The 19,968-nt window shown below is 36.6% G+C and carries 18 protein-coding genes; 10 read left to right on the top strand and 8 right to left on the bottom strand.

What is annotated here, in order from left to right:
* Window positions 1-9: 9 nt before the first annotated feature.
* The 4 genes from B4F31_RS17500 to B4F31_RS17485 form a co-directional block, all read right to left on the bottom strand.
* A complete protein-coding gene (locus tag B4F31_RS17500) occupies window positions 10-828 on the bottom strand; it encodes a fimbrial biogenesis chaperone (RefSeq protein WP_286761851.1) in 819 nt (272 codons plus the stop codon).
* Between the two features lie 81 nt (window positions 829-909).
* Complete coding sequence (locus B4F31_RS17495) at window positions 910-1,404, bottom strand: DUF4402 domain-containing protein (protein ID WP_093305482.1); 495 nt, start codon at window positions 1,402-1,404, stop codon at window positions 910-912.
* Window positions 1,405-1,496: 92 nt separating this feature from the next.
* Window positions 1,497-1,982 (bottom strand): DUF4402 domain-containing protein, encoded by a 486-nt coding sequence (locus B4F31_RS17490; protein WP_075326955.1) that lies wholly within the window; start codon window positions 1,980-1,982, stop codon window positions 1,497-1,499.
* Between the two features lie 177 nt (window positions 1,983-2,159).
* A complete protein-coding gene (locus B4F31_RS17485) occupies window positions 2,160-2,660 on the bottom strand; it encodes a DUF4402 domain-containing protein (protein WP_075326954.1) in 501 nt (166 codons plus the stop codon).
* A 291-nt stretch (window positions 2,661-2,951) separates the two neighbouring features.
* Between B4F31_RS17485 and B4F31_RS17480 the strand changes: the two genes are divergently transcribed.
* Window positions 2,952-3,368, top strand: a complete 417-nt coding sequence (locus B4F31_RS17480; protein WP_075326953.1) for a DoxX family protein — start codon at window positions 2,952-2,954, stop codon at window positions 3,366-3,368.
* Window positions 3,368-4,765 carry an amidohydrolase family protein gene (locus tag B4F31_RS17475; protein WP_286761850.1) on the top strand — a complete coding sequence of 466 codons (1,398 nt, stop codon included), beginning with the start codon at window positions 3,368-3,370 and terminating at the stop codon, window positions 4,763-4,765. Before B4F31_RS17480 ends, B4F31_RS17475 begins: the two co-directional genes overlap by 1 nt.
* A gap of 85 nt (window positions 4,766-4,850) precedes the next feature.
* Here B4F31_RS17475 and B4F31_RS17470 read toward each other — a convergent pair whose 3' ends face one another.
* Both B4F31_RS17470 and B4F31_RS17465 read right to left on the bottom strand, forming a co-directional pair.
* Window positions 4,851-5,147, bottom strand: coding sequence for a hypothetical protein (locus B4F31_RS17470; RefSeq protein ID WP_075326951.1), 297 nt, complete (start codon window positions 5,145-5,147; stop codon window positions 4,851-4,853).
* Window positions 5,148-5,271: 124 nt separating this feature from the next.
* Window positions 5,272-6,099 (bottom strand): OmpA/MotB family protein, encoded by an 828-nt coding sequence (locus B4F31_RS17465; RefSeq protein WP_075326950.1) that lies wholly within the window; start codon window positions 6,097-6,099, stop codon window positions 5,272-5,274.
* Window positions 6,100-6,481: 382 nt separating this feature from the next.
* Between B4F31_RS17465 and B4F31_RS17460 the strand changes: the two genes are divergently transcribed.
* The 6 genes from B4F31_RS17460 (at window position 6,482) to B4F31_RS17435 (ending at window position 16,597) form a co-directional block, all read left to right on the top strand.
* Window positions 6,482-6,868 carry a hypothetical protein gene (locus B4F31_RS17460; protein WP_286761849.1) on the top strand — a complete coding sequence of 129 codons (387 nt, stop codon included), beginning with the start codon at window positions 6,482-6,484 and terminating at the stop codon, window positions 6,866-6,868.
* A gap of 59 nt (window positions 6,869-6,927) precedes the next feature.
* On the top strand, window positions 6,928-7,335 hold the full coding sequence (locus B4F31_RS17455) for a hypothetical protein (RefSeq protein WP_286761848.1): 408 nt from the start codon (window positions 6,928-6,930) through the stop codon (window positions 7,333-7,335).
* Between the two features lie 84 nt (window positions 7,336-7,419).
* On the top strand, window positions 7,420-12,414 hold the full coding sequence (locus tag B4F31_RS17450; RefSeq protein WP_286761847.1) for a translocation/assembly module TamB domain-containing protein: 4,995 nt from the start codon (window positions 7,420-7,422) through the stop codon (window positions 12,412-12,414).
* A 97-nt stretch (window positions 12,415-12,511) separates the two neighbouring features.
* Entirely contained in the window at window positions 12,512-14,782 is a 2,271-nt protein-coding gene (locus B4F31_RS17445) for a BamA/TamA family outer membrane protein (protein ID WP_286761846.1), read from the top strand.
* Between the two features lie 11 nt (window positions 14,783-14,793).
* Window positions 14,794-15,366, top strand: a complete 573-nt coding sequence (locus tag B4F31_RS17440; RefSeq protein ID WP_286761845.1) for a Crp/Fnr family transcriptional regulator — start codon at window positions 14,794-14,796, stop codon at window positions 15,364-15,366.
* A gap of 118 nt (window positions 15,367-15,484) precedes the next feature.
* Window positions 15,485-16,597 (top strand): alkene reductase, encoded by a 1,113-nt coding sequence (locus tag B4F31_RS17435; RefSeq protein ID WP_286761874.1) that lies wholly within the window; start codon window positions 15,485-15,487, stop codon window positions 16,595-16,597.
* Window positions 16,598-16,762: 165 nt separating this feature from the next.
* Here B4F31_RS17435 and B4F31_RS17430 read toward each other — a convergent pair whose 3' ends face one another.
* Both B4F31_RS17430 and upp read right to left on the bottom strand, forming a co-directional pair.
* Entirely contained in the window at window positions 16,763-17,776 is a 1,014-nt protein-coding gene (locus B4F31_RS17430; RefSeq protein WP_286761844.1) for a zinc-binding alcohol dehydrogenase family protein, read from the bottom strand.
* A gap of 96 nt (window positions 17,777-17,872) precedes the next feature.
* Complete coding sequence (gene upp, locus B4F31_RS17425) at window positions 17,873-18,532, bottom strand: uracil phosphoribosyltransferase (protein WP_286761843.1); 660 nt, start codon at window positions 18,530-18,532, stop codon at window positions 17,873-17,875.
* A 161-nt stretch (window positions 18,533-18,693) separates the two neighbouring features.
* Between upp and B4F31_RS17420 the strand changes: the two genes are divergently transcribed.
* Complete coding sequence (locus B4F31_RS17420) at window positions 18,694-19,311, top strand: hypothetical protein (RefSeq protein WP_075326944.1); 618 nt, start codon at window positions 18,694-18,696, stop codon at window positions 19,309-19,311.
* 92 nt (window positions 19,312-19,403) lie between these two features.
* Complete coding sequence (locus B4F31_RS17415) at window positions 19,404-19,865, top strand: universal stress protein (RefSeq protein ID WP_286761842.1); 462 nt, start codon at window positions 19,404-19,406, stop codon at window positions 19,863-19,865.
* Window positions 19,866-19,968 lie beyond the last annotated feature (103 nt).

Here is a 19,968-nt window from a genome sequence, read left to right as displayed (position 1 = left end):
TGAATATTTTTATAATTCATAAATTTTACTCGCAAGCGTTTCTCCCTTTTCTTCCGCATATGAAACTTCCAATTTTCCACTATTCAAATCAACTTCAGTAGCATTTCTAAGCTCAAAGCTAAAAATCCTTTTTTCATTAGGCGTATACACCGAAACTCCTTTTACCATCCCAACCTCGGTTTGAGTACCATTAGGGGCGATATGAGTTGCTGTTAAATTCCCGTAGACTGACATATTTCCGGAACGATTAATTACCAGAGACAATCTTGGGTTCTCAGTATCCGTCTCTAATGCAAGATCGGTAAGTGTAATATTTGTTGTAAATGTTCCTTCTCTAATAATAATGGGGATACTAATTCCAAATACAGTTTTTATGTTAATGGAAATTCCATCGCTTTCTTCGGTTTCTTCTGCACCAAGCGCGGTTTGATCTTCTACTGCACGAAAATACATATGGGAACGGTATTCACCCTGTTCCAGGTCTCCGGTTCGGGTCTTTTGTACCCGAATAGTTTGTGCTTCATTAGGAGCCAGAATCACACGCCTTGGAAAATAGCGAAGAAAATCTTCAGCAAATCGCTGACCTTCTTCAGGCGCTTCCACCTGTTCAAAATTTCCTTTTTCGGTCATGATGTAATTCACAAAAGAAATAGCATAAACTGCGGTATCGCTGCCGGTATTAGCCAGGTTGATTTCCTGGGAACGCTCAGAACCTTCAAATACCAAACGTTTAGGCATAATCATAAGATCTCCCTGCGCGTATGTAGCAAATCCTGAAAAAACAAAAATAAAGAAAAGGAGTAGGGGGCTAAGTAGTTTTTTTATCATATCCTGGGGCTGGATTTTGGGTTATATCATTGTGTACAAAAATACTAAATAAGAATTTACCTGTTAAGGAAATCTAAAAATTTAATTATAGGATACCGTTACATTAAATCCGGAAGAATTAGTATAAAAGCCGGAAGTCTGGTTGGCTTCAAGGTTTAAAGTACCGCCAATTTTAATGATATCGATAACATTGCCTTCCTGGGGTTGAATAATAAACTGATCTATAACAAGGACCTGGGTAGGATTTTCCTGGTTATATAACGTAAATTGTTCGGGTAGGCTAATAGAATAATTATTATTGCCGTGAGTAACTACTGCTTCGGCGGGGTTTACCGTTCCCGGAATAGAATTAGAAATCTGTACGCCATAAGCAACCCGCGAACCATCTGGCGACAAAATCACCTGTCCTGGGTTATAAGCACTTATTACGTTACCAAAATCAAGGTCTACCGTTTTATCAATTTTAATAGGATCTATAACCGTTGCCCTGCTATTTACCGTAACTGAAGCCGAATTTTGCGCAAATACGCTAAATCCGATTAAGCTAAAAAATAAAATGAAAAGATAATTTTTCATTGTGATTTATGTTAAAGCGATTAGACAAAAAAATGGTTTAAACTAAAAAACGCCGCCACAGCGGGCGGCGTTTTAAATATTCTTAGATAATATTATTCGTAAGAAACCGTTACTTGAACTTCACCTTCATAAATTCCTTCTGCTGCATCAGATGGTACATTTAATGTGCCACCAACGGTAAAAGAAGTTGCACTATTATTAGCACTGCCCGCTGTTGAAGTTAGATTAGTTAAGGAAAGCGTGTTTTCGCCTAAAGTAGGAGAATCAACTACATCTAGTTCTAAACTATAAGCAACGTTGTCCGACTTAGTAACAGTAAAAGTAGGAACCGAGAAAACATCGCCAGGAAGAACCATATCAGTTTCTGAGAAATTTTTCTCACTGCCGTCAGGTAAAATTACGATAGTAGCGTCATTGACAGAGGTAGTAAAAGTCCCGAAATTTAAGACTCCAGAACTAGCTATTCCTAATGGACTAACTATTTCAGCATTAACTTGGGCTTCTCCAGTTACGGAGTTTTGTGCAAAAGCAGTTCCAGAAATAAGGCTTACAAGTAGGATTAAAGTAATTTTTTTCATTTTGAGTATTTTTTAGTTTTTGATTTGGGTTCAAAAGTTTAACACTGCAAATATGGGGGTAAACCCTTATACGAATGAAACTTATTCGATAATCAAGATAAAATACTCGTTGAAATGCACGTTTAGATAAATTTATGATAAAACTACAACGATATAGTAGTTTTTGTTGAGGAATATTCAATTGTAGTTTACGGTAACCTGTAAATCATTATTTGTTTTATAGTCTCCTGGTTTCTGATTAGGATTAACAATTAGACTGGCGCCAACTCTTATTGTTTTACCATCACCATTTATACTGCTCCCATCATAATTAGTAGTAAAATCCTGAAGTATCATACTTTCACTTCCGCTGCTTAATCGGTGTGTTCCCCTGGGCAGGCTTATCCCAAAAGCAAAACCACTTTGCCCGGTAACTTCAAAAGTAGCGGCAGAAAAATTTCCTCCATCAGCTAAGACTAACTCCCCAGTGGTAATTCTGGTATTTTCGGGAGTAAGAATAACCGCACCACCATTTTGAGCATCAATATTTGCGAATTGCATATTAGAAGTGGTAGTGATTCCTATAGGTTGAATAATTGTGGCAGAAGCTGTAAAATTTGCTGTAGCCGAGGCTTGAGCAAAAACAGGAGACATTCCTGTAAATAGAAGAATTAGTGTTATTAAATAAAATCGTGTCATTAAGATAATGCATTAAATAAATTCTCGGATTATAAAGATATAAAACCCCCTTGATTAATCATCGATAAAAGACATAAAATATCGATGAAATACGTTTTTTTTGCCAATTATTAAATCTAAAAGCTTAATTCGCTCTTAATTTTTGTCTATGTAGTGGTTGATGAGGATCTCATTAAGGATTTTCTAATAATCTGAAACAAATTCTTTATTTCGAAATCCTAAATTCAGTAGCTTATGATAAGAATATGTTTAAATTAGAGGTTTAATCTACTATCTGAAAACAATTTATCTATGAGAAACGCTTACACCACCAGTTTGAACCTTCAGAATACCGATTTTGGTTTACTCTTATTTAGAATATTTATCTCTGGCTTAATGCTTACCCACGGGGTTCCAAAACTTATTACATTTTTTGGGAGCGAGGAGATTGCTTTTGCAGATCCTATTGGGTTAGGGGAAACCGTCACCTTTACTTTTGCTGTTTTTGCAGAATTTGTATGTGCCATACTTATATTATTTGGATGGGCTACCCGGTTTGCAGCAATTCCTTTAATTATTACCATGGCTGTGGCTGCAATTATTGTTCACTGGACCGATGGTTTTGGTCGCCAGGAATTGCCTTTACTATATATGGGAGGATTTCTCTTGCTTTTCTTTACCGGTGCAGGTAAATTCTCCCTGGATTATTATCTTTTAAAGAAAAAGTAATGAAAAATGAGCGTAGGGATTTTTTAAAGAAAACCGGGTTGCTGGGAATCGGCGGATTTATCAGTTCGTTTTCTGTTTTTTCTGAAAATCAACAAAAACGCTTTCAATTCCAGCAAAATTCCTATTTAATTAAAGAGGCCTGCGTTCTCAGTATGGATGAAGAAATTGGCGATTTTAATTCTGCTGATGTCCTTATTGAAAATGGAAAAATAACAAGGTTGGGAAAGAATATTGAAGGTCCCTCATACACTGAAATAATAAATGCCGAAGGCGGTATTTTAATTCCCGGCCTTATAGATTGTCATTGGCATTTATGGACTTCCTTATTAAGAAGTATGGCCGGGGATTCTGCCGAAGAAGGTTACTTTAAAATGACGGCGCGTTATTCCAGGCTGTACTCGCCTGAAGATATGAAACTGGCCGCAACTTATGCTATCGCTGAAGCAGTTCATTCGGGAATTACCTGCATAAGCGATTATAATCATAATGCCAGGAGCCCGCAATTTGTACAAGCCAGTTTTGATGCTATGGCCGCAATGGGCATTCGAGGTCACATTAGTTATGGAACCTATCGTGACTTACCCGATAGCCAGCCTACAGATTTTAAAGGAATTAATGAATTAAAACAGTTTATCGATTCAAATTCAAAGTATAAAGATATTAGTTTGGGTCTTGGTTCGCGCTCTGTGAATTATAATAATCTTGAAAAAGACTGGAAGCGTGCCCGGGATTTGGGCTTAAGAATTACCATCCACGCAAGTTCAAACGAGAGTCAGAAAGGTCAGATAACCTCACTTTTTAAAAAAGGTCTTTTAGCTGAAGATGTCAATATTATTCACGGCAATGCAATAACTCCAGATGAAATTAAAATGCTAGAAGATACCGGGACGAGTCTTACTATGACACCATATTCTGAAATGCGCATTGGCTACGGACTTCCTAAAATAAATGAGCTGTACGAAGCTAATATTAATTGCTGCGTAGGTATAGATACTACCGCTTTAACAGGTAACGCTCATTTACTTGATACTTTGAAAATGCTCCAAAATCTCGCAAATGCGAATGCCAAAGATGAATTTTACCTGCATCCAAAGGAAGTTTTAAAAATGGCCACAATAAATGGAGCTATAAATTTGGGTATAGATAAGGAGACAGGTTCTATCACTCCTGGAAAAAGCGCCGATTTGGTTTTACTTAAAAAATCTGATATTAATTTTTCTACGGGGAATAAACCTTATCACCTGGCAATTGAAGCGGCGTTGCAGGAAAATATTGATATGGTCATGGCAAAAGGAAAGATTTTAAAGTACGATGGGAAGCTTACTGGTATAAATGCCAAAGACTTAATAATTCAGGCTAAAAATCGTTTTGCCGAAATGGAAAAAGAAATTAATTAAAAACCTTCCCGAAATTACAGCTTTACAGGAAGGTTTTCAAACTTTTCGTTAATCTATTTAAGCTTTTATCTTGCTTTAAATTCAACTAGTTATCCTTTGTAGTATCAGGATCGGGAATATCATCCAGGTCTCGCTTTTCTTTCTCGGTTCCTCTTTTATTAAATCGGTAATTTTCTTCGTCTACCAATTCATCCCTATCATTTTTGGCAGTTTGATTACTACCGGGGATATCTAAATTATCGGCAGTAAAATCTACCGGTTTTTCCCTGTCTAATTCTTTATCCTGACCTTTATTCATACTTCGACCTTTTTTATTTAAGGCTTGTTTATCTTCAGAAGTAACATCAGAATCATACTTTTTCTTTTCTTCTTGCTTACTCATATCTCTTTATTTTTCTTTTAAATTAAGAAATAGAAGAGAACCTTCAGGTTAAAAACTGGTTAAAATAAAAAGGCCTAAAAAGAATTAAATCTTTTTAGGCCAGTAATATTGGAAATACGGTTGATTATTCAGATTCCAACATTGCAAAGAATTTATCCAGGTTAGGTATAATTACAATTCTGGTTCTCCTATTTTTAGCTCTACTTTCGTTATCTACATTATCTACTAATGGTTGGTAGCTACTTCTACCAGCGGCGATAAGTTTCTCTGGTGCAACATCGTACTTATCCTGAAGTAAACGAACAATTGAAGTTGCTCTTCTTACACTAAGATCCCAGTTATCCTGGATGTAAGAACCTTCTACCATTGTACGATCGTCTGTATGTCCTTCAATCATCACTTCCATGGCTGGCTCAGAGTTAATAACTTCAGCAAGCTTTTTTAGTAAAGGTTGTGCTTTGTTAGATACTCTGTAGCTTCCGCTTCCAAATAATAGTTTATCTGAAACATTGATCATTACTACAGTTTCATCTACAGTAATATCAATATCTTCATCATCAGAGCCTTCAGAAATATTGCTTTTTAAATTATGAGAAACCGCAAGGTTAATAGAATCTTCTAAAGTTTCGGCACCCGCTACTTTTTCAGGATCCATCTTTGCGATTGTTGCCCGCATCTGGGCCTTGTTATTATTAGACATTACAGTAAGATCGTTCATTTCCATCTTACTATCGTTCTCCTCGCGTAAAGAATTGATTTTTGAGTTGTAATCTGCAACGCGTTCTTCTATACGTGCAAATTTTTCTTCGATTTCCTCTTTTTCTACCTGAGTTTTTTGCAACGTACTACGGGTATCGTTTAATTCCTCTTCTAAAGTTACATACTTTTTCTTAGAAACACACGAGCTTAGCATTGTTGCGGCTAAAACGGTTACGGCGATTGTTCTTTTCATATTTCGGATTTTTTAAGTTAGGCCTTGTATAATTTAGATTTGGTTTTTTGTAAGGCTTGTAGATATTGGGCGAGAATCATACCATGTTGGTAAAGTAGTTGATAGTAGAAAGTAGGTAAACCCCGGTTGTTTTTTTACCTTCTCATTTTATGAGACTTAGAAAGACCCTTTAAGGAGAAATTAACTTTGTAGAACGGTTTTTGAATATATTTTCTATTTGATGAAACCTGTGGAATTCTTTTAAAATCTGTGGTAAAATTACACACATTCCTCAAACTTAAAATTCAAATTTGCTCCATTCTCGTCAGTTTTAAACGACTTAAATACAATAAGTTGAGATTGAATTATATAAATATTAGTACTAATTTAAAAATGGGGAATTATGAAGAATTTAGAATCTTTTTACCGGTTGGTTTTCGCATTACTGCTTGTCTTTAGTTTATCGACGGCTTGTAGTAATGATGACGATGTAGATGAAGTAGATGATGTAACCGATGATCTTACAGATGATATAAATGGATCTGACGACGGCAATGGAAATGGAGATGGAAATGGTGAGCCCGATCCTGATGCCGCAGCTGTTTTTGTTTTAATAGATGAAGAGAGCATAGATAACGGAAATGAACCAAATGATTGCTCTGAAACCGATGTAAATGATGATATTTCCGAAATAGGCCAGAGAGAGGTGCTCGCATATTTTAATGAAAATACCGGGGAAGAAATCACACTTTATACCGGCCAAACGGGGACGAAGCCTGGTTTGTATTAAAAGACATTCCATCTTCCTGGGATGAAGCGGGGCCAAATGAAAGTGGCGCGAGAAATTTCATGGAAGCCGGCCCCGGTTTGGAACAGGACGAAAGTGAAGATCTATTAGATGAAGTTCCCGATGTCACGCCACTTAGAGCAACCGGCTTGTCCATGTTAACTGGTCAAACCATTATTGCCGTAGTTTATGATAGCGATATAAGTATTAATTACGATCCTTTAGTAGGAAATTTGCAGGGAGAAAATCTTGGGGTAGTGGCTTTTGAAGTATTAAATGTTACTGAAAGAACAGATGGTTCAGATTCAGATCTTCCTTCTGTAAATATCAGGATTTTAGAATATGCAGCAGTTGAAGCATTGGGATTGAACTTATTTAGCAACGCGCCAACGCCTGAATCTTCTTCAGAACCTGAAGATACCACCCCGCCAGAAACGATTCCAGATATTGAATTAAGTCCCGCTGAATAATGCTTAATTAACTAAACCTTAAGCCTAAAAACTTCATTTTATTGTAAGAATACAATAAATTTGAAATTCTAGCGATCACGGGATTTGGAAAAAGAAAAAAAGAAGAAGAAAAAAAGATACCGCATATTAAAGATCCTCGCAAAATTCTTTGCGGGGCTCTTTATTTTTATAATACTTTTGCTGCTTTTTATTAGAAGTCCCTGGGGCCAGGACATCATTAAAGAGCAGATAGTGAAGAATATTTCAGGTAAAACGAATACCGAAATTAGCCTCGATAAACTCTTTATAACCTTTGCCGGAAATATCCAATTGGATGGTCTTTACCTGGAAGATAAAAAAGGCGATACCCTGGTCTATTCGAAATCCCTGGAGGCCGATATTCCTATTTGGCCCATTATTCAGGGCAATGCTATAAGTATAGATAATATAGATTGGGAAGGCTTAAAAGCCAATATTACCCGAAAAGATTCTATTGAAGGTTTTAACTACGAATTTTTAATTGAAGCCTTCGCGGCAGATTCTACCCAACAAACTCAAACCACGACCGCACAAGATACTACTGCTTCACAGGAAATAAATATTGGCGATTTAAATTTTAAAGATTTTGACATAACATTTAAAGATGATGTTATGGGAATTGATACCCAGATTGAGCTTGAGGAACTCATCGTGGAACTGGAAAAAACCGATCTTGAAAAAATGGATTTTCGTGCCGGCAATGCCAGTATAACCAATGCACAAATAAATTATACACAAACCAAACCATTTCCTGAACCACAAAATGAAGAACCGGTCCCTATGCCTTATTTGGTGGTAGATAATTTTAACCTGGAAAATGTGCAGGCTAATTATAATTCTATTCCAGATGGTATTAATGCGAATCTTGATATCAATGAATTTTTAGCTGAAGTCCCATTAATGGATCTTAAAGCTCAGGAGATTAAAGTGAATAGTATTGCACTGAATAATTCTGATATTAAAGTTGAAATGAAAACTTTAGAAAAACCTCAGGATACCACTACAACCGAAGCTTCCCCTTTTACCTGGCCCGAATGGAAAGTTGCTGTAAATGAAATTAATTTTTCTGAAAATAAATTGAGTTATTTAATAGATAGCGCTGAGCCTAGACCGGGGAAATTTAATCCTGAAGCCCTGGTACTTGATTCTCTTAATTTTAATGGCAATAATTTATTTTTAAAAGATCAAAATGCAGGAGCAGAGGTTACTGCCTTAAATTTTAATGAAGCTTCAGGGATAAATTTGAAAAAGCTGAATTTCAACTTAAAACTTGAAGAAACGCAATTAAACCTTTCAGACCTGGCATTAGCTTTAAATAAAAATCAATTAGAAGGTGAGGCTACTGTAAAATATAATTCCATCCAGGAGTTGATTAATAATGCTGAAAATGCAGAGCTTGCGTTAGATTTACCCACTATTTCAGTAGATCTAAAAGATGTTTTTAAATTTCAACCAGATTTGAGATCTAATCCTTATATGAAGGAATTAAGCACAAATAACGTATCAGGAAATCTTCTGGCTTCAGGAAAACTTTCGGCTATAGATATTTCACGTGCCAATTTTAGATGGAAAAACACTTCATTTTCAGCTAATGGAAATATTTACAACGCCACAGATCCCAATAATATTCAGTTAAATATTCCTCGTTTTAATGCAAAATCCCGAAAATCAGATCTCACGGGTTTTGTAAGTGAAAAAGATTTGGGTATCAATATTCCTAAAAATATTCAGCTTAGTGGGAATTTTAAAGGAGGCCTGGAAGATCTTTCTACCAAAGCCCTTTTACAAACTTCAGAAGGGGATATTCGTATAAATGGGAACTTCTCAAACCAGGAAGAAATTGTTTTTGAAGGAACCATGACTTCAGAAGAACTTCAGCTTGGAAATATTTTGCAAAATGAAAGCCTGGGTGCATTAAATATTGAAATTGAAACTTCCGGGAAAGGAAGTACAATAAACACGCTAGATGCTACACTAGATGCGAAAATAACTTCATTTGCATATAACAACTACGAGATAAAAGATCTTAATATTCAAGGTGATATTGAAAATGGAAGCGGGAATATCACTTCAAGTTATAAAGACGATAATTTAGAATTGGCGTTAAACTCCCAGGTAGAGCTAGATTCGGTTAAACCTAGAGCGAATCTTAATTTAGATCTAAAAGGGGCCAGGTTACAGGAACTGGGATTGGCATCCCGGGATATTCGGTTGGCCTTTAAACTGGCAGCCCAATATGAAGGTAACGCAGAAGAATATGAAACCTATGCCGATATTAAAGATGCGGTGGTAGTTTATGATAATAACACCTATCTCCCCGGAGATTTAAGCGCTCACGCTTTTGTGCGCACCGATTCTACTTCGTTGCAAATAAATAATAAAATCTTAGAGCTGGATTTAAACTCCAATGCCGATCCTGTAGATTTATCTAATGCGCTAAACCGCCATTACGAATCTTATTTTACCGAGGTAGATCCGTTAGATACCGTGCAAAAACCGGTCAATCTAAAACTGCGGGGCACTATAATGGACGATCCTGTTTTGAGTGAAGTTTTCTTATCTAATTTAGAAGAATTAGACACTATTCATATTGAAGCCGATTTTAATGAAAAAGAGCGAAAACTTGACGCCCTGGTAAGTTTGCCATATATAAATTATTATAGCAGTGAGATTGACAGCCTGGAATTCAGCTTAAATTCCGATCCCGATAATTTTAATTTTAACCTTGGATTTAACGCGATTAACTCTGGGCCTATCGCAATCCAAAAAACCGATTTTCACGGAAGTCTTACTGAAGATAAACTATTTCTTGATTTTACCTCAATGCAGGGTGAAGAGCGTTTAATTCATATGGCTTCAGAAATTATAAAACCAGGAGACAGTATTGAATTTCATATTAATCCGGAAGATTTAATTCTTAATAAAAAAGAGTGGAATATTGCCGCTAACAACAAGATGGTGATTTACGACCAGGAAATTACTGCGAATAATTTCCGGTTAACCCGAAATAACCAGGAAATGCTATTAAGCAGTGAACTTTCTTATTCAGATAAAAATCATATAGGCTTAGAGTTTAAAAACTTCAATTTAGGTGCCATACTTAATTATTTTAATCCCGAAGAAGAATTAGCCACCGGGCAATTAAACGGCCATTTAATTTTTGAAGATCCGTTGCAAAAAATTGGAATTCTGGCAGGAATGGAGATCAACCAACTTAATGTAATGCAGGTTGAACTTGGTAAACTAAGTTTAAATTCTACCCCGAAAGCCGATTTTTTATACGATGTTGGCCTGGCGATAAAAGGCGAAAACGTAGATCTTGATATGAGTGGCGATTTCCAGGCGCTAGATTCTACAACCGTGGTAGATATGGAAATGCAGATTAATAAAATTAATATGAAAACGGTTGAAGGTTTTTCAATGGGAGCCATTAATAACGGTGAAGGAAGTTTTTCTGGAAATTTGAGCTTGAGCGGGACTACAACCGAGCCGGAATATAACGGCGAGCTTCAATTTGATGAAGCTCAATTTCGGGTAGCACTTCTTAATGCCCCTTTCAAATTCCCATCAGAAACTTTAGAATTTGATAATGCGGGAATCTATTTTAATGAATTTAGAGTGGAAGATAAAGATGCCAACTCGTTTGTAATAAATGGAGAGGTTTTAACCGAAAATTTACTAAATCCTGAATTCAATTTAAATTTTAAAGCCAGGAATTTCCAGGTGCTTAATTCTACCAAAGAAGATAACGAAATGTTCTATGGCACCGCCACCTTTGATGCCGATGCCACTCTAACCGGCGATCTTAATATTCCTATTTTAGATATGAATATCACTATAGGTTCTAATACCGATTTCACCTATGTAATGGTAGAAGAAGAATTGGCTATGCAGGAGCGAGACGGAATTGTGATTTTTACAAACCGGGAAGATCCAGATGATATTCTTACCGGAAACGAGGAAGAAGAATCGGCTACGCTCACGGGTTATGATATTAATGCCAGGATTAATATAAATGAAGAAGCCGCATTTAGTATAATTATAGATGAACAAACCGGCGATAATTTTAGGGTAAAGGGAGAAGGAGAATTAGATTTTAATATTTCACCTAACGGAAGAATGACCCTGGCTGGCCGATATACAATGAACGACGGGCACTATGAAATGAGTTTATATAATTTGGTAAAGCGTAGATTTGATATCGCTGAAGGCAGCCGAATTTCCTGGGCGGGAGATCCTTTTGACGCTTCTTTAGATGTGAGTGCTATTTATAGGGTAGAAGCATCACCTTCTTCGCTTATGGCTACCACACAGGGTGCAGGGAATAACCAGTTTAGAAGAGAGTTACCATTTTTGGTTTATCTTAATGTAGATGGAGAATTAATGCAGCCTAAATTATCTTTTGGGCTACAAATGCCAGAAGAAGAACGGGGTGCCGGTGGTGGCCAGGTTTACGGTCGCTTACAACAATTAAACAGTCAGGAAGCAGAATTAAATAAACAGGTTTTTTCCTTGTTGGTACTTAACCGTTTTTACCCAACATCAGGAAGTGCTGGAGACGGTGGCGGAAATCTTTCTATTGCCCGCGATAATTTAAATCAGGCCTTATCAGATCAATTAAATATGTTCTCGGATAAATTACTGGGAGATACCGGTGTGGAACTTAATTTTGGCGTAGATAGTTATACCGATTACCAGGGAAATACCGCTACCGAACGTACCCAGGTAGATATAGAAGCCCAAAAGCGCTTACTGGACGATCGTTTAATTGTGAGTGTGGGGAGTGAAGTAGATGTGCAGGGAAGTAATAGGCCCGGGGAAGAAGCCAGCCCGGTAATTGGAAATGTAAGCATAGAGTATTTGCTTACCGAAACCGGGAGATTTAGATTGAAAGGTTTTAGAAGAAATGAGTTTGAAAATGTAATAGACGGCCAGCTAATTGTTAGTGGTATAGCCTTTATCTTTACTCGTGAATTCAATGAATTTCAGGAATTATGGGATAATTTCTTCCTGAAAGAAGACGAAGAAGAACAGGCTCAAAATAATGAAGAAGAGAAATAATAGAAATCGGCGTTTTTTAGAATTATTTACTGGCAAATTATAGGAAAGATTATAAGATCCTGACTTAATTACCACTTTGAGATTGAAAATGTAATAGATGAAATTATACTTAAAATATATCGCTTATCTCTGTGCTGTTTTTTTTTTGCTGCAGGCCTGTAATGTGAAAAAATTTGTGCCCGAAGACGAATTACTCTACACGGGAGCCAAAATTACCATGGAGAGTGATACCAGTATTAAAAGACGCGCCCGTTTAAAAGCAGAATTAGAATCGGTTTTAAGACCTGAACCCAATAGTTCATTTCTGGGAATGCAACCGGGGCTTTATTTTCATTATAAAGCTCAACGTGAAAAGCCGGGTTTTATCAATAAATTTTTAAACAAACAAATAGGGGAAGAGCCGGTTTACGCCAGTGATGTAGATCCTCTTAGAACAGAAGATTTGTTGAAAAACAGGCTGGAGAACAGAGGCTTTTTCTACAGTACAATAGTTTCTACCGAGAACAGGAAAGAGAAGAAAAAAGAAATGGATGTAGCTTATAATATTGAGGTACCTACGCCATACTTACTGGAGAATTATAAGTTAGACTCAGATTCACTCAAGATTTTTAAGGAAATTGGGAACAATTTAGAAAATTCTCCAATAGAAAAAGGAATGCGATTTGACCTTGCAGCTTTAAAATTGGAAAGAGAGAGAATTGATGCCAATTTAAAATCTAAAGGCTATTATAATTTCAATCCAGGGTTTTTAATTTTTGAAGCAGATACCAATCAATATGAACATAAGAATTTTGATCTCTTTTTAAGATTGAAAAAGGATGTTCCTACCGAAAGTATTATTCCTTATAAATTAAAAAGTGTTAATATTTATCCCAAGTATGAAGTAGGAACCGATAGTACTACCGCAAAAACCCGCTATGCTGAAAAGAACTTTTTTCAAAAAGAAATATTTTTTAAACCTAAACATTTAGATCCTTACATTTTACTGGAAGAAGGGCAGTATTATAACCCTGAAAATTCCCGAAATACCGCCAGGAGGCTAGGAGATATCGGCGCTTACAAATTCGTAAATATAAATTATACCGAAATTGATAGCCTCTCTACCGATAGTTTGGGAGTGCTGGAAACCAATATTTATCTTTCTCCATTAAATAAACGCTCCTTGCGTGCAGAAATCAAGGCGGTAACAAAATCTAACGGCTTTACCGGCCCTAGTTTAGCTTTGGGATATACTAACAGGAATCTTTTTAAGGGCGGAGAAATTCTAAATGTTACCGGAGATTTTGGTTATGAAGTACAAACCGGCGGAGGCACGCAGGCAGGATTAAACAGTATACAATTAGGTTTACAGGGAGATCTTATTTTCCCCAGGTTATTATTTCCCATAAATTTTGATAAAAACTGGTTTTCATATTCCATCCCCAAAACAAAGACCAGTTTAGGTTTTGATTACCTTACCCGAAGTAAACTGTTTAGCCTTGGTTCAGTTTCTGCGCGGTTTGGTTATCTCTGGAATGCAAATAGGTTTGTGACCCACGAGTTTTATCCTATTTCCTTAAATTATGTCAACCTGGGGAATACTACCCAGGAATTTCAGAATATTTTGGACGACAACCCATTCTTAGAACGAAGTTTTAACCAGGAATTTATTGCCGGTTTAACCTACTCTTTTCTTTATAACGGACTTATAGACGGGAATAGCAGGCACCAATTCTTTATAAATTCTACTTTAGATGTGGCTGGAAATTTAATTGATGCCATAAGCGGGCACGGGGAAGAAAATCCGCAAACCTTTTTAAATCTGGAATATGCCCAATACGCCAAGGCCGATATTGATTTGCGATATCATTTAAAAACAGGATCAGATTCTAAAATAGCTACCAGGCTGTTTGCCGGCTATGGGTTGCCTTATGGAAATTCTGATGTTTTACCATTCACAAAACAGTATTTTGCCGGTGGACCGTATAGCGTAAGAGCTTTTAATACCCGATCTTTAGGTCCCGGAACGTATACACCGCCAGATGAAGAAGGTGCATTTTTTGACCAGGCTGGTAATATTAGGCTGGAAGCTAACCTGGAATATCGTTTTCCGCTTTTTCCATACTTGTACGGTGCCGTTTTTGCCGATGCCGGTAATGTTTGGAATACTGGAGAAAACAGCACGCTGGTAGGAGGTGAATTCAGTAAAGATTTTATGAATGAGCTGGGCATTGGTACCGGCTTTGGTTTAAGGGTAGATATTCAAAGTTTTGTGATTCGGGTAGATCTGGCAGCTCCTTTACATGATCCTTCCTTACGGGAAGGCGAGCGCTGGGAATTTGATTATGCAAATCCGGTCTTGAATTTCGCTATAGGTTATCCTTTCTAAGAATGTTGATAATGCATAAAGAAATTTTAAAACACGTAACGTCAAAAATTAATCTTTCAAAAGATGAACAACGAGAATTTACTGGTGTTCTATCAGAAAAACGTATTTCAAAAAAAGAATTTCTATTTAAACCGGGGCAGGCTGTAGACTATGAATATTATGTGGTTCAGGGGTGTTTAAAGGCCTTTTATTTAGATGAAAATGGTAATAAGCATATTATTCAGTTTGCAGTAGAAGACTGGTGGATAAGCGATTTTGAAGCTTTCTTCGGAAATTATCCGGCTCAATTATATGTTGAAGCCATAGAAGATTCAGTTCTCCTGGGAATTCATCGCGATACCCTTGAAACTTTATATAAGCGAATTCCGAAATTTGAACGTTTTTTCAGAATTAAAACTACCAATGCTTTTGTGGCACTTAGAAGTAGAGTTCTTTCCTCACTTCAAAAAAATAACAAAGAGCGCTACCTGGAATTTTGCCAAACCTATCCCCAAATTGAAAAACGCGTTCCTAACTACCATATTGCGAACTATCTTGGTATAAAACCAGAAAGCCTAAGCAGGCTGCGAAAAGAGCTTTCTTAGCTTAACATTTTTTAACAGGCGCTGCTAACATACATCAAGTAGTTTCTTTCCTTTTTCATATAATTTAGCTTTCAAAAATTGCTAAGAAAAAGATTGATTAATGCAACCAAAAAAAGCTATGAGTAAAGAACAACATTTATTAAAATCATATAATTTAAACGGATTAGAACTTCCTAATAGAGTAGTAATGGCTCCAATGACGCGAAGTAGGGCTGATAATCCTGAAAATACGCCTATTGAAGGTCTACACGATGTTTATTACACGCAGAGAGCTTCTGCCGGACTTATTATTACCGAAGGTTCCCAGGTTTCTAAAGAAGCTGTGGGGTATGTAAATACACCTGGAATTTACAGCAAAGAGCAAATTGCAGGCTGGAAAATGGTAAATAAAAAAGTGCACGCAGCTAAAGGCAGAATGTTTATTCAGCTGTGGCACGTGGGTAGAATGTCTCATCCCGATTTTCATAATGGGGATTTACCTTTATCGGCTTCAGCAATAAATCCTGAAGCGCAATCTTATACACCGGAAGGTTTTAAAGATACCGTGACGCCAAAAGAAATGACCATTGAAGATATTAAAAGAACGATCCAGGATTTTAAAAATGCGGCTAAAAATGCAATGGAGGCCGATTTTGATGGAGTTGAAATTCATTCTTCAAATGGATATTTATTTCACCAGTTTTTTAATGGAACTTCTAATAAAAGAAATGATGAATATGGCGGAAGCATAGAAAATCGTGCAAAGATCTTGTTTGAAACCATAGATGCGATTAAGGAGGTAATGCCAGAGCAAAAAATTGGTTTAAGATTAAACCCGTCCCTGAACGGTATTTTTGGAATGACGATGGATGAGGAAACCATCCCAACTTTCGATTATATTATCAAGAAATTGAACGATTACGATCTTGCTTACCTGCATTTGTCAGAGCCTTTTAACGATGTTTCAGATGTTCCTTATGCGGTAACTGAAATCGCTAAGAGATACCGGCCAATGTATAATGGTACTTTAATGATTAACGCAGGCTTTGATCAAGAATCTGGAAATAAAGTAATTGAAGAAGGAAATGCCGATTTGGTAGCCTTTGGAAAACCTTATATTTCCAATCCCGATTTAGTAGAGCGTTTTGCTGAAAATATTCCGCTTTCAGACTGGGACACCGATACTTTCTATGTGCCCGGTGAAAAAGGTTATATAGATTACGAAGCTAAAGCCAGAAAACAGGAAGCTTAAAAGATCCTGTTTAATTGTAATTAGAAGAGGTTGTTTGTTAAGTTTTAAGCCGTCACCCTGAACTGGTTTCAGGGTCTAACATGTTTAAAATCATGAACATATTAGATGCTGAAACGAGTTCAGCATGACGCTAAAAGATTAATTCCAAACAACCTCTTTCTTATTTTAAAACGAAATCACATTTTTACCAATAGATTTCCCAGATTCCTGTAAACTATGAACTTCTTTAAAAGTTTCGGAATTTAATCCTGAAAAAGTTTTATTTAATGTGGTTTCAATAGTTTTTTCTTCTAAAAGTTTAGAAACTCTCTCCAGTATTTCGTGCTGTTTGTGCATATCTGGAGTTTGAAATTTAGCCCGGGTAAACATCAATTCCCAGTGAAAAGCCACACTTTTACCCTTAAGTTTATTTAAATCTACTTTATCTTTTGTTTCAACAATAGAGCAAATTTCTCCCTGTGGTTTTATGAGTTCGGCCATTGCGTCCCAGTGCAATTCGGTATCAGAAAAGTTGAGGATATAATCTACGTTTTCATAACCTTTAGCTTTCATTTCTTCTACTAAATTCTTGTGATTTACAATCACATCGGCGCCAATATTTCTACACCATGTTTCGGTTTCATTCCTGGATGCAGTGGCAATTACATTAAATTTGGTAAGTTTCTTTAAAAGCTGAATTCCAATGGAACCAACTCCGCCGGCACCGCCAATAACAAGAATATCCCGGTTTTCCCCTGAATTTTCTTCAATTTTTAAACGCTCAAAAATACATTCCCAGGCTGTGAGAGCGGTTAGGGGTAAAGCGGCTGCTTCTTCAAAAGAAAGGTTTTTAGGTTTATGGCCTGCAATATTTTCGTTTACTAACTGTAATTCGGCATTGCAACCCGGCTGGTCAATTTCCCCGGCATAAAAAACTTCATCGCCCTGTTTGAATTTAGTAACTTTATTTCCAACCCGTTCTACAATTCCGGCAGCATCCCAACCTAAAATTTTGGGTGTATCTAACTCTTTGTTTTTTGCGGCATTTTGCCTCACTTTAAAATCTACAGGATTTACAGAAACGGCTTTAATACGCACCAATAGATCTGAATCTCCCGGCTTGGGTTCTTCAGTATTAAATTCAATAAAACTATCTGAATGATCTATAGGAAGCGATTTTTTTATTCCAACGGCTTTCATAATTTATTTTTTAAGAATTAGCATATTAATATTTGAATTTAAGAAATAAACAAGTCAGCGCCCAGCACTTAAAAAAATAATAAGAACGGAATATTATTAATGCTGAAGTTTGCCGCCATAGCAAAGATCTCCGGCATCTCCAAGGCCTGGGACAATATATCCGCGATCGTTTAATTCTTTATCTATGGTTGCTATCCAGAGTTTGGTATCTGCAGGAAATTCTTCAGCTACGTGGGCAATGCCTTCTTCGGCACCAATTACTGCTACTAAATGAATTTCTTTGGGTTTACCCATATGTTCCAGGGCTTTCATCACATTAACAAAAGAACGGCCGGTAGCCAGCATTGGGTCGGCAAGAATTAGGGTTTTTCCTTCCAGGGAAGGCGAGGCAAGGTATTCTACTACAATTTCAAAATTCTCATCGTTGGTTGGATGATGGCGATATGCTGAAATAAAAGAATTTTCAGCATCATCAAAATAATTTAATAAACCATTGTGTAAAGGAAGCCCGGCGCGTAAAATAGAACAAAGCGCAACCTGGTTTTGAGGTAATTGCACTTCAGCATTTCCCAGTGGCGTATTTATATTTTTTGAAGTAAATTTTAGTGTTTTACTTAGTTCGTAGCCTAAAATCTCACCTAAACGCTCAATATTTCTGCGAAAACGCATTCTATCTTTCTGAATTTCAGTATCTCTGAGTTGTGCTACAAATTTTCCGGCTATAGAATTTTCTTCTAAGAGATGATTTATTTGCATGGTAGTTTTTAAATTTTTGAACTTTCCTGGTGAGTAAAGATAAGTAATTGTTTTTCGAATGGCCTGAGCGAGACAGCTACATTTCAGGTTTATCTTAAAAGATTTTTCTGTATGCTAATTTGGCTGTATTTTTGATATAATTAGCTTAAAGAATTCATTTTATGAAGTTTATCTATACATCCTTGTTTTTTTGCTTCACCTTTATAAGCTACGGGCAAATAGATCTTCCTGCTACCAATAATACCGGAGGAATTCTAAAAGCTGAGCCTGAAACAAAATCTTCTGGTTTTCCTATTCTTAGGGCCGAAGAATCTAACGAAGAAAGCAAATACCTGCGAGAAAAACCTAAAACAATAGACTTTAGAGAAAAACCTAATAATTTAAAAACCGCTGGAGATGCAGTAAAGGAGAAGTGGACAGCAGATAAAGAAGCTTTAAATAAATATAAGGAAGACCAGTATTTAGGCGACTTTAAAACTACCGGTAAATTTGTGGAGCTGTATTGCCGCGACCATCAGTTTGTAGATGGTGACCAGGTAAATATTTATGTAAATGGTAATTTTGTAAAACGTGTAGTGCTGGGAAGTGGGTATCACCCGGTTTTGGTTACATTAGAAAGCGGATTTAATAATATTGAATTTGAAGCGATAAACCAGGGATCTTCCGGTCCTAATACCGCGCAGTTAAAAGTTTTGGAAGAAAACGGAAACCTGGTTGCTTCTAAAGAATGGAACCTTTTAACCGGCGCCAAAGCGAGCTTAATTGTGGTTAAAGAATAAAATTTAACCAGATTTCTTTTTTCAACCGATTCATTACCAATTATTCTAATTTTTAAAATTCATTTAATAACTTTATAAGAAATCCCAATCTTATGAAGCGTATATTAATTGCAATAGATTATCATCCTGTTTCAGAAAAAGTGGCTGAAGCCGGTTACAAACTCGCCAAACAATTAGATGCCCGGGTTTGTTTACTTCACGTAATGGCCAATGTAAGTTACTACGGAATTGATTATCCTACGTTTATGGGATATTCAGGCTATGATGAAATGGCTGTAAATTTAGATATAGCCCAGGAAATGCGGGAGGTTGTAGAAGATTTTCTGAAAACTGCAGCAAAACACCTTAACGATGAAAATGTAGAAACGCATTTAGCCGAAGGCGATGCCGCCACCGCTATTCTAGAATATTCTAAAACCTGGAATGCCGATTTGGTGGTAATGGGCACGCATAGCCATTCGGTTTTTGAAAAACTTTTAATGGGAACAGTTGCTTCAAGCGTATTAGAAAAAACTGAAGTTCCGGTTTTTATGGTGCCAATTAAGAAGGATTGATAAGAAATCAAAATTCCAATAATAAAAAAGAGGCCGTCTAAAAAGGATTTAGATGGCCTTTTTTATTGATAAAAGTTTTTGTGAGAGAAGTGCTTCTTCTTTT

The sequence above is a fragment of the Salegentibacter sp. UBA1130 genome, from assembly GCF_002311535.1.
In the GTDB taxonomy this organism is placed as follows: Bacteria; Bacteroidota; Bacteroidia; order Flavobacteriales; family Flavobacteriaceae; genus Salegentibacter; species Salegentibacter agarivorans.
Note: the sequence above shows the minus strand (reverse complement) of the source record. Positions and strands in the feature narration are given on the sequence as shown.

Bases quoted from the DNA above. Each gene is read 5' to 3' on its own strand.
- B4F31_RS17500 (WP_286761851.1), bottom strand. From the start codon at position 828: ATGATAAAAAAACTACTTAGCCCCCTACTCCTTTTCTTTATTTTTGTT.
- B4F31_RS17495 (WP_093305482.1), bottom strand. From the start codon at position 1,404: ATGAAAAATTATCTTTTCATTTTATTTTTTAGCTTAATCGGATTTAGC.
- B4F31_RS17490 (WP_075326955.1), bottom strand. From the start codon at position 1,982: ATGAAAAAAATTACTTTAATCCTACTTGTAAGCCTTATTTCTGGAACT.
- B4F31_RS17485 (WP_075326954.1), bottom strand. From the start codon at position 2,660: ATGACACGATTTTATTTAATAACACTAATTCTTCTATTTACAGGAATG.
- B4F31_RS17480 (WP_075326953.1), top strand. From the start codon at position 2,952: ATGAGAAACGCTTACACCACCAGTTTGAACCTTCAGAATACCGATTTT.
- B4F31_RS17475 (WP_286761850.1), top strand. From the start codon at position 3,368: ATGAAAAATGAGCGTAGGGATTTTTTAAAGAAAACCGGGTTGCTGGGA.
- B4F31_RS17470 (WP_075326951.1), bottom strand. From the start codon at position 5,147: ATGAGTAAGCAAGAAGAAAAGAAAAAGTATGATTCTGATGTTACTTCT.
- B4F31_RS17465 (WP_075326950.1), bottom strand. From the start codon at position 6,099: ATGAAAAGAACAATCGCCGTAACCGTTTTAGCCGCAACAATGCTAAGC.
- B4F31_RS17460 (WP_286761849.1), top strand. From the start codon at position 6,482: ATGAAGAATTTAGAATCTTTTTACCGGTTGGTTTTCGCATTACTGCTT.
- B4F31_RS17455 (WP_286761848.1), top strand. From the start codon at position 6,928: ATGGAAGCCGGCCCCGGTTTGGAACAGGACGAAAGTGAAGATCTATTA.
- B4F31_RS17445 (WP_286761846.1), top strand. From the start codon at position 12,512: ATGAAATTATACTTAAAATATATCGCTTATCTCTGTGCTGTTTTTTTT.
- B4F31_RS17440 (WP_286761845.1), top strand. From the start codon at position 14,794: ATGCATAAAGAAATTTTAAAACACGTAACGTCAAAAATTAATCTTTCA.
- B4F31_RS17435 (WP_286761874.1), top strand. From the start codon at position 15,485: ATGAGTAAAGAACAACATTTATTAAAATCATATAATTTAAACGGATTA.
- B4F31_RS17430 (WP_286761844.1), bottom strand. From the start codon at position 17,776: ATGAAAGCCGTTGGAATAAAAAAATCGCTTCCTATAGATCATTCAGAT.
- upp (WP_286761843.1), bottom strand. From the start codon at position 18,532: ATGCAAATAAATCATCTCTTAGAAGAAAATTCTATAGCCGGAAAATTT.
- B4F31_RS17420 (WP_075326944.1), top strand. From the start codon at position 18,694: ATGAAGTTTATCTATACATCCTTGTTTTTTTGCTTCACCTTTATAAGC.
- B4F31_RS17415 (WP_286761842.1), top strand. From the start codon at position 19,404: ATGAAGCGTATATTAATTGCAATAGATTATCATCCTGTTTCAGAAAAA.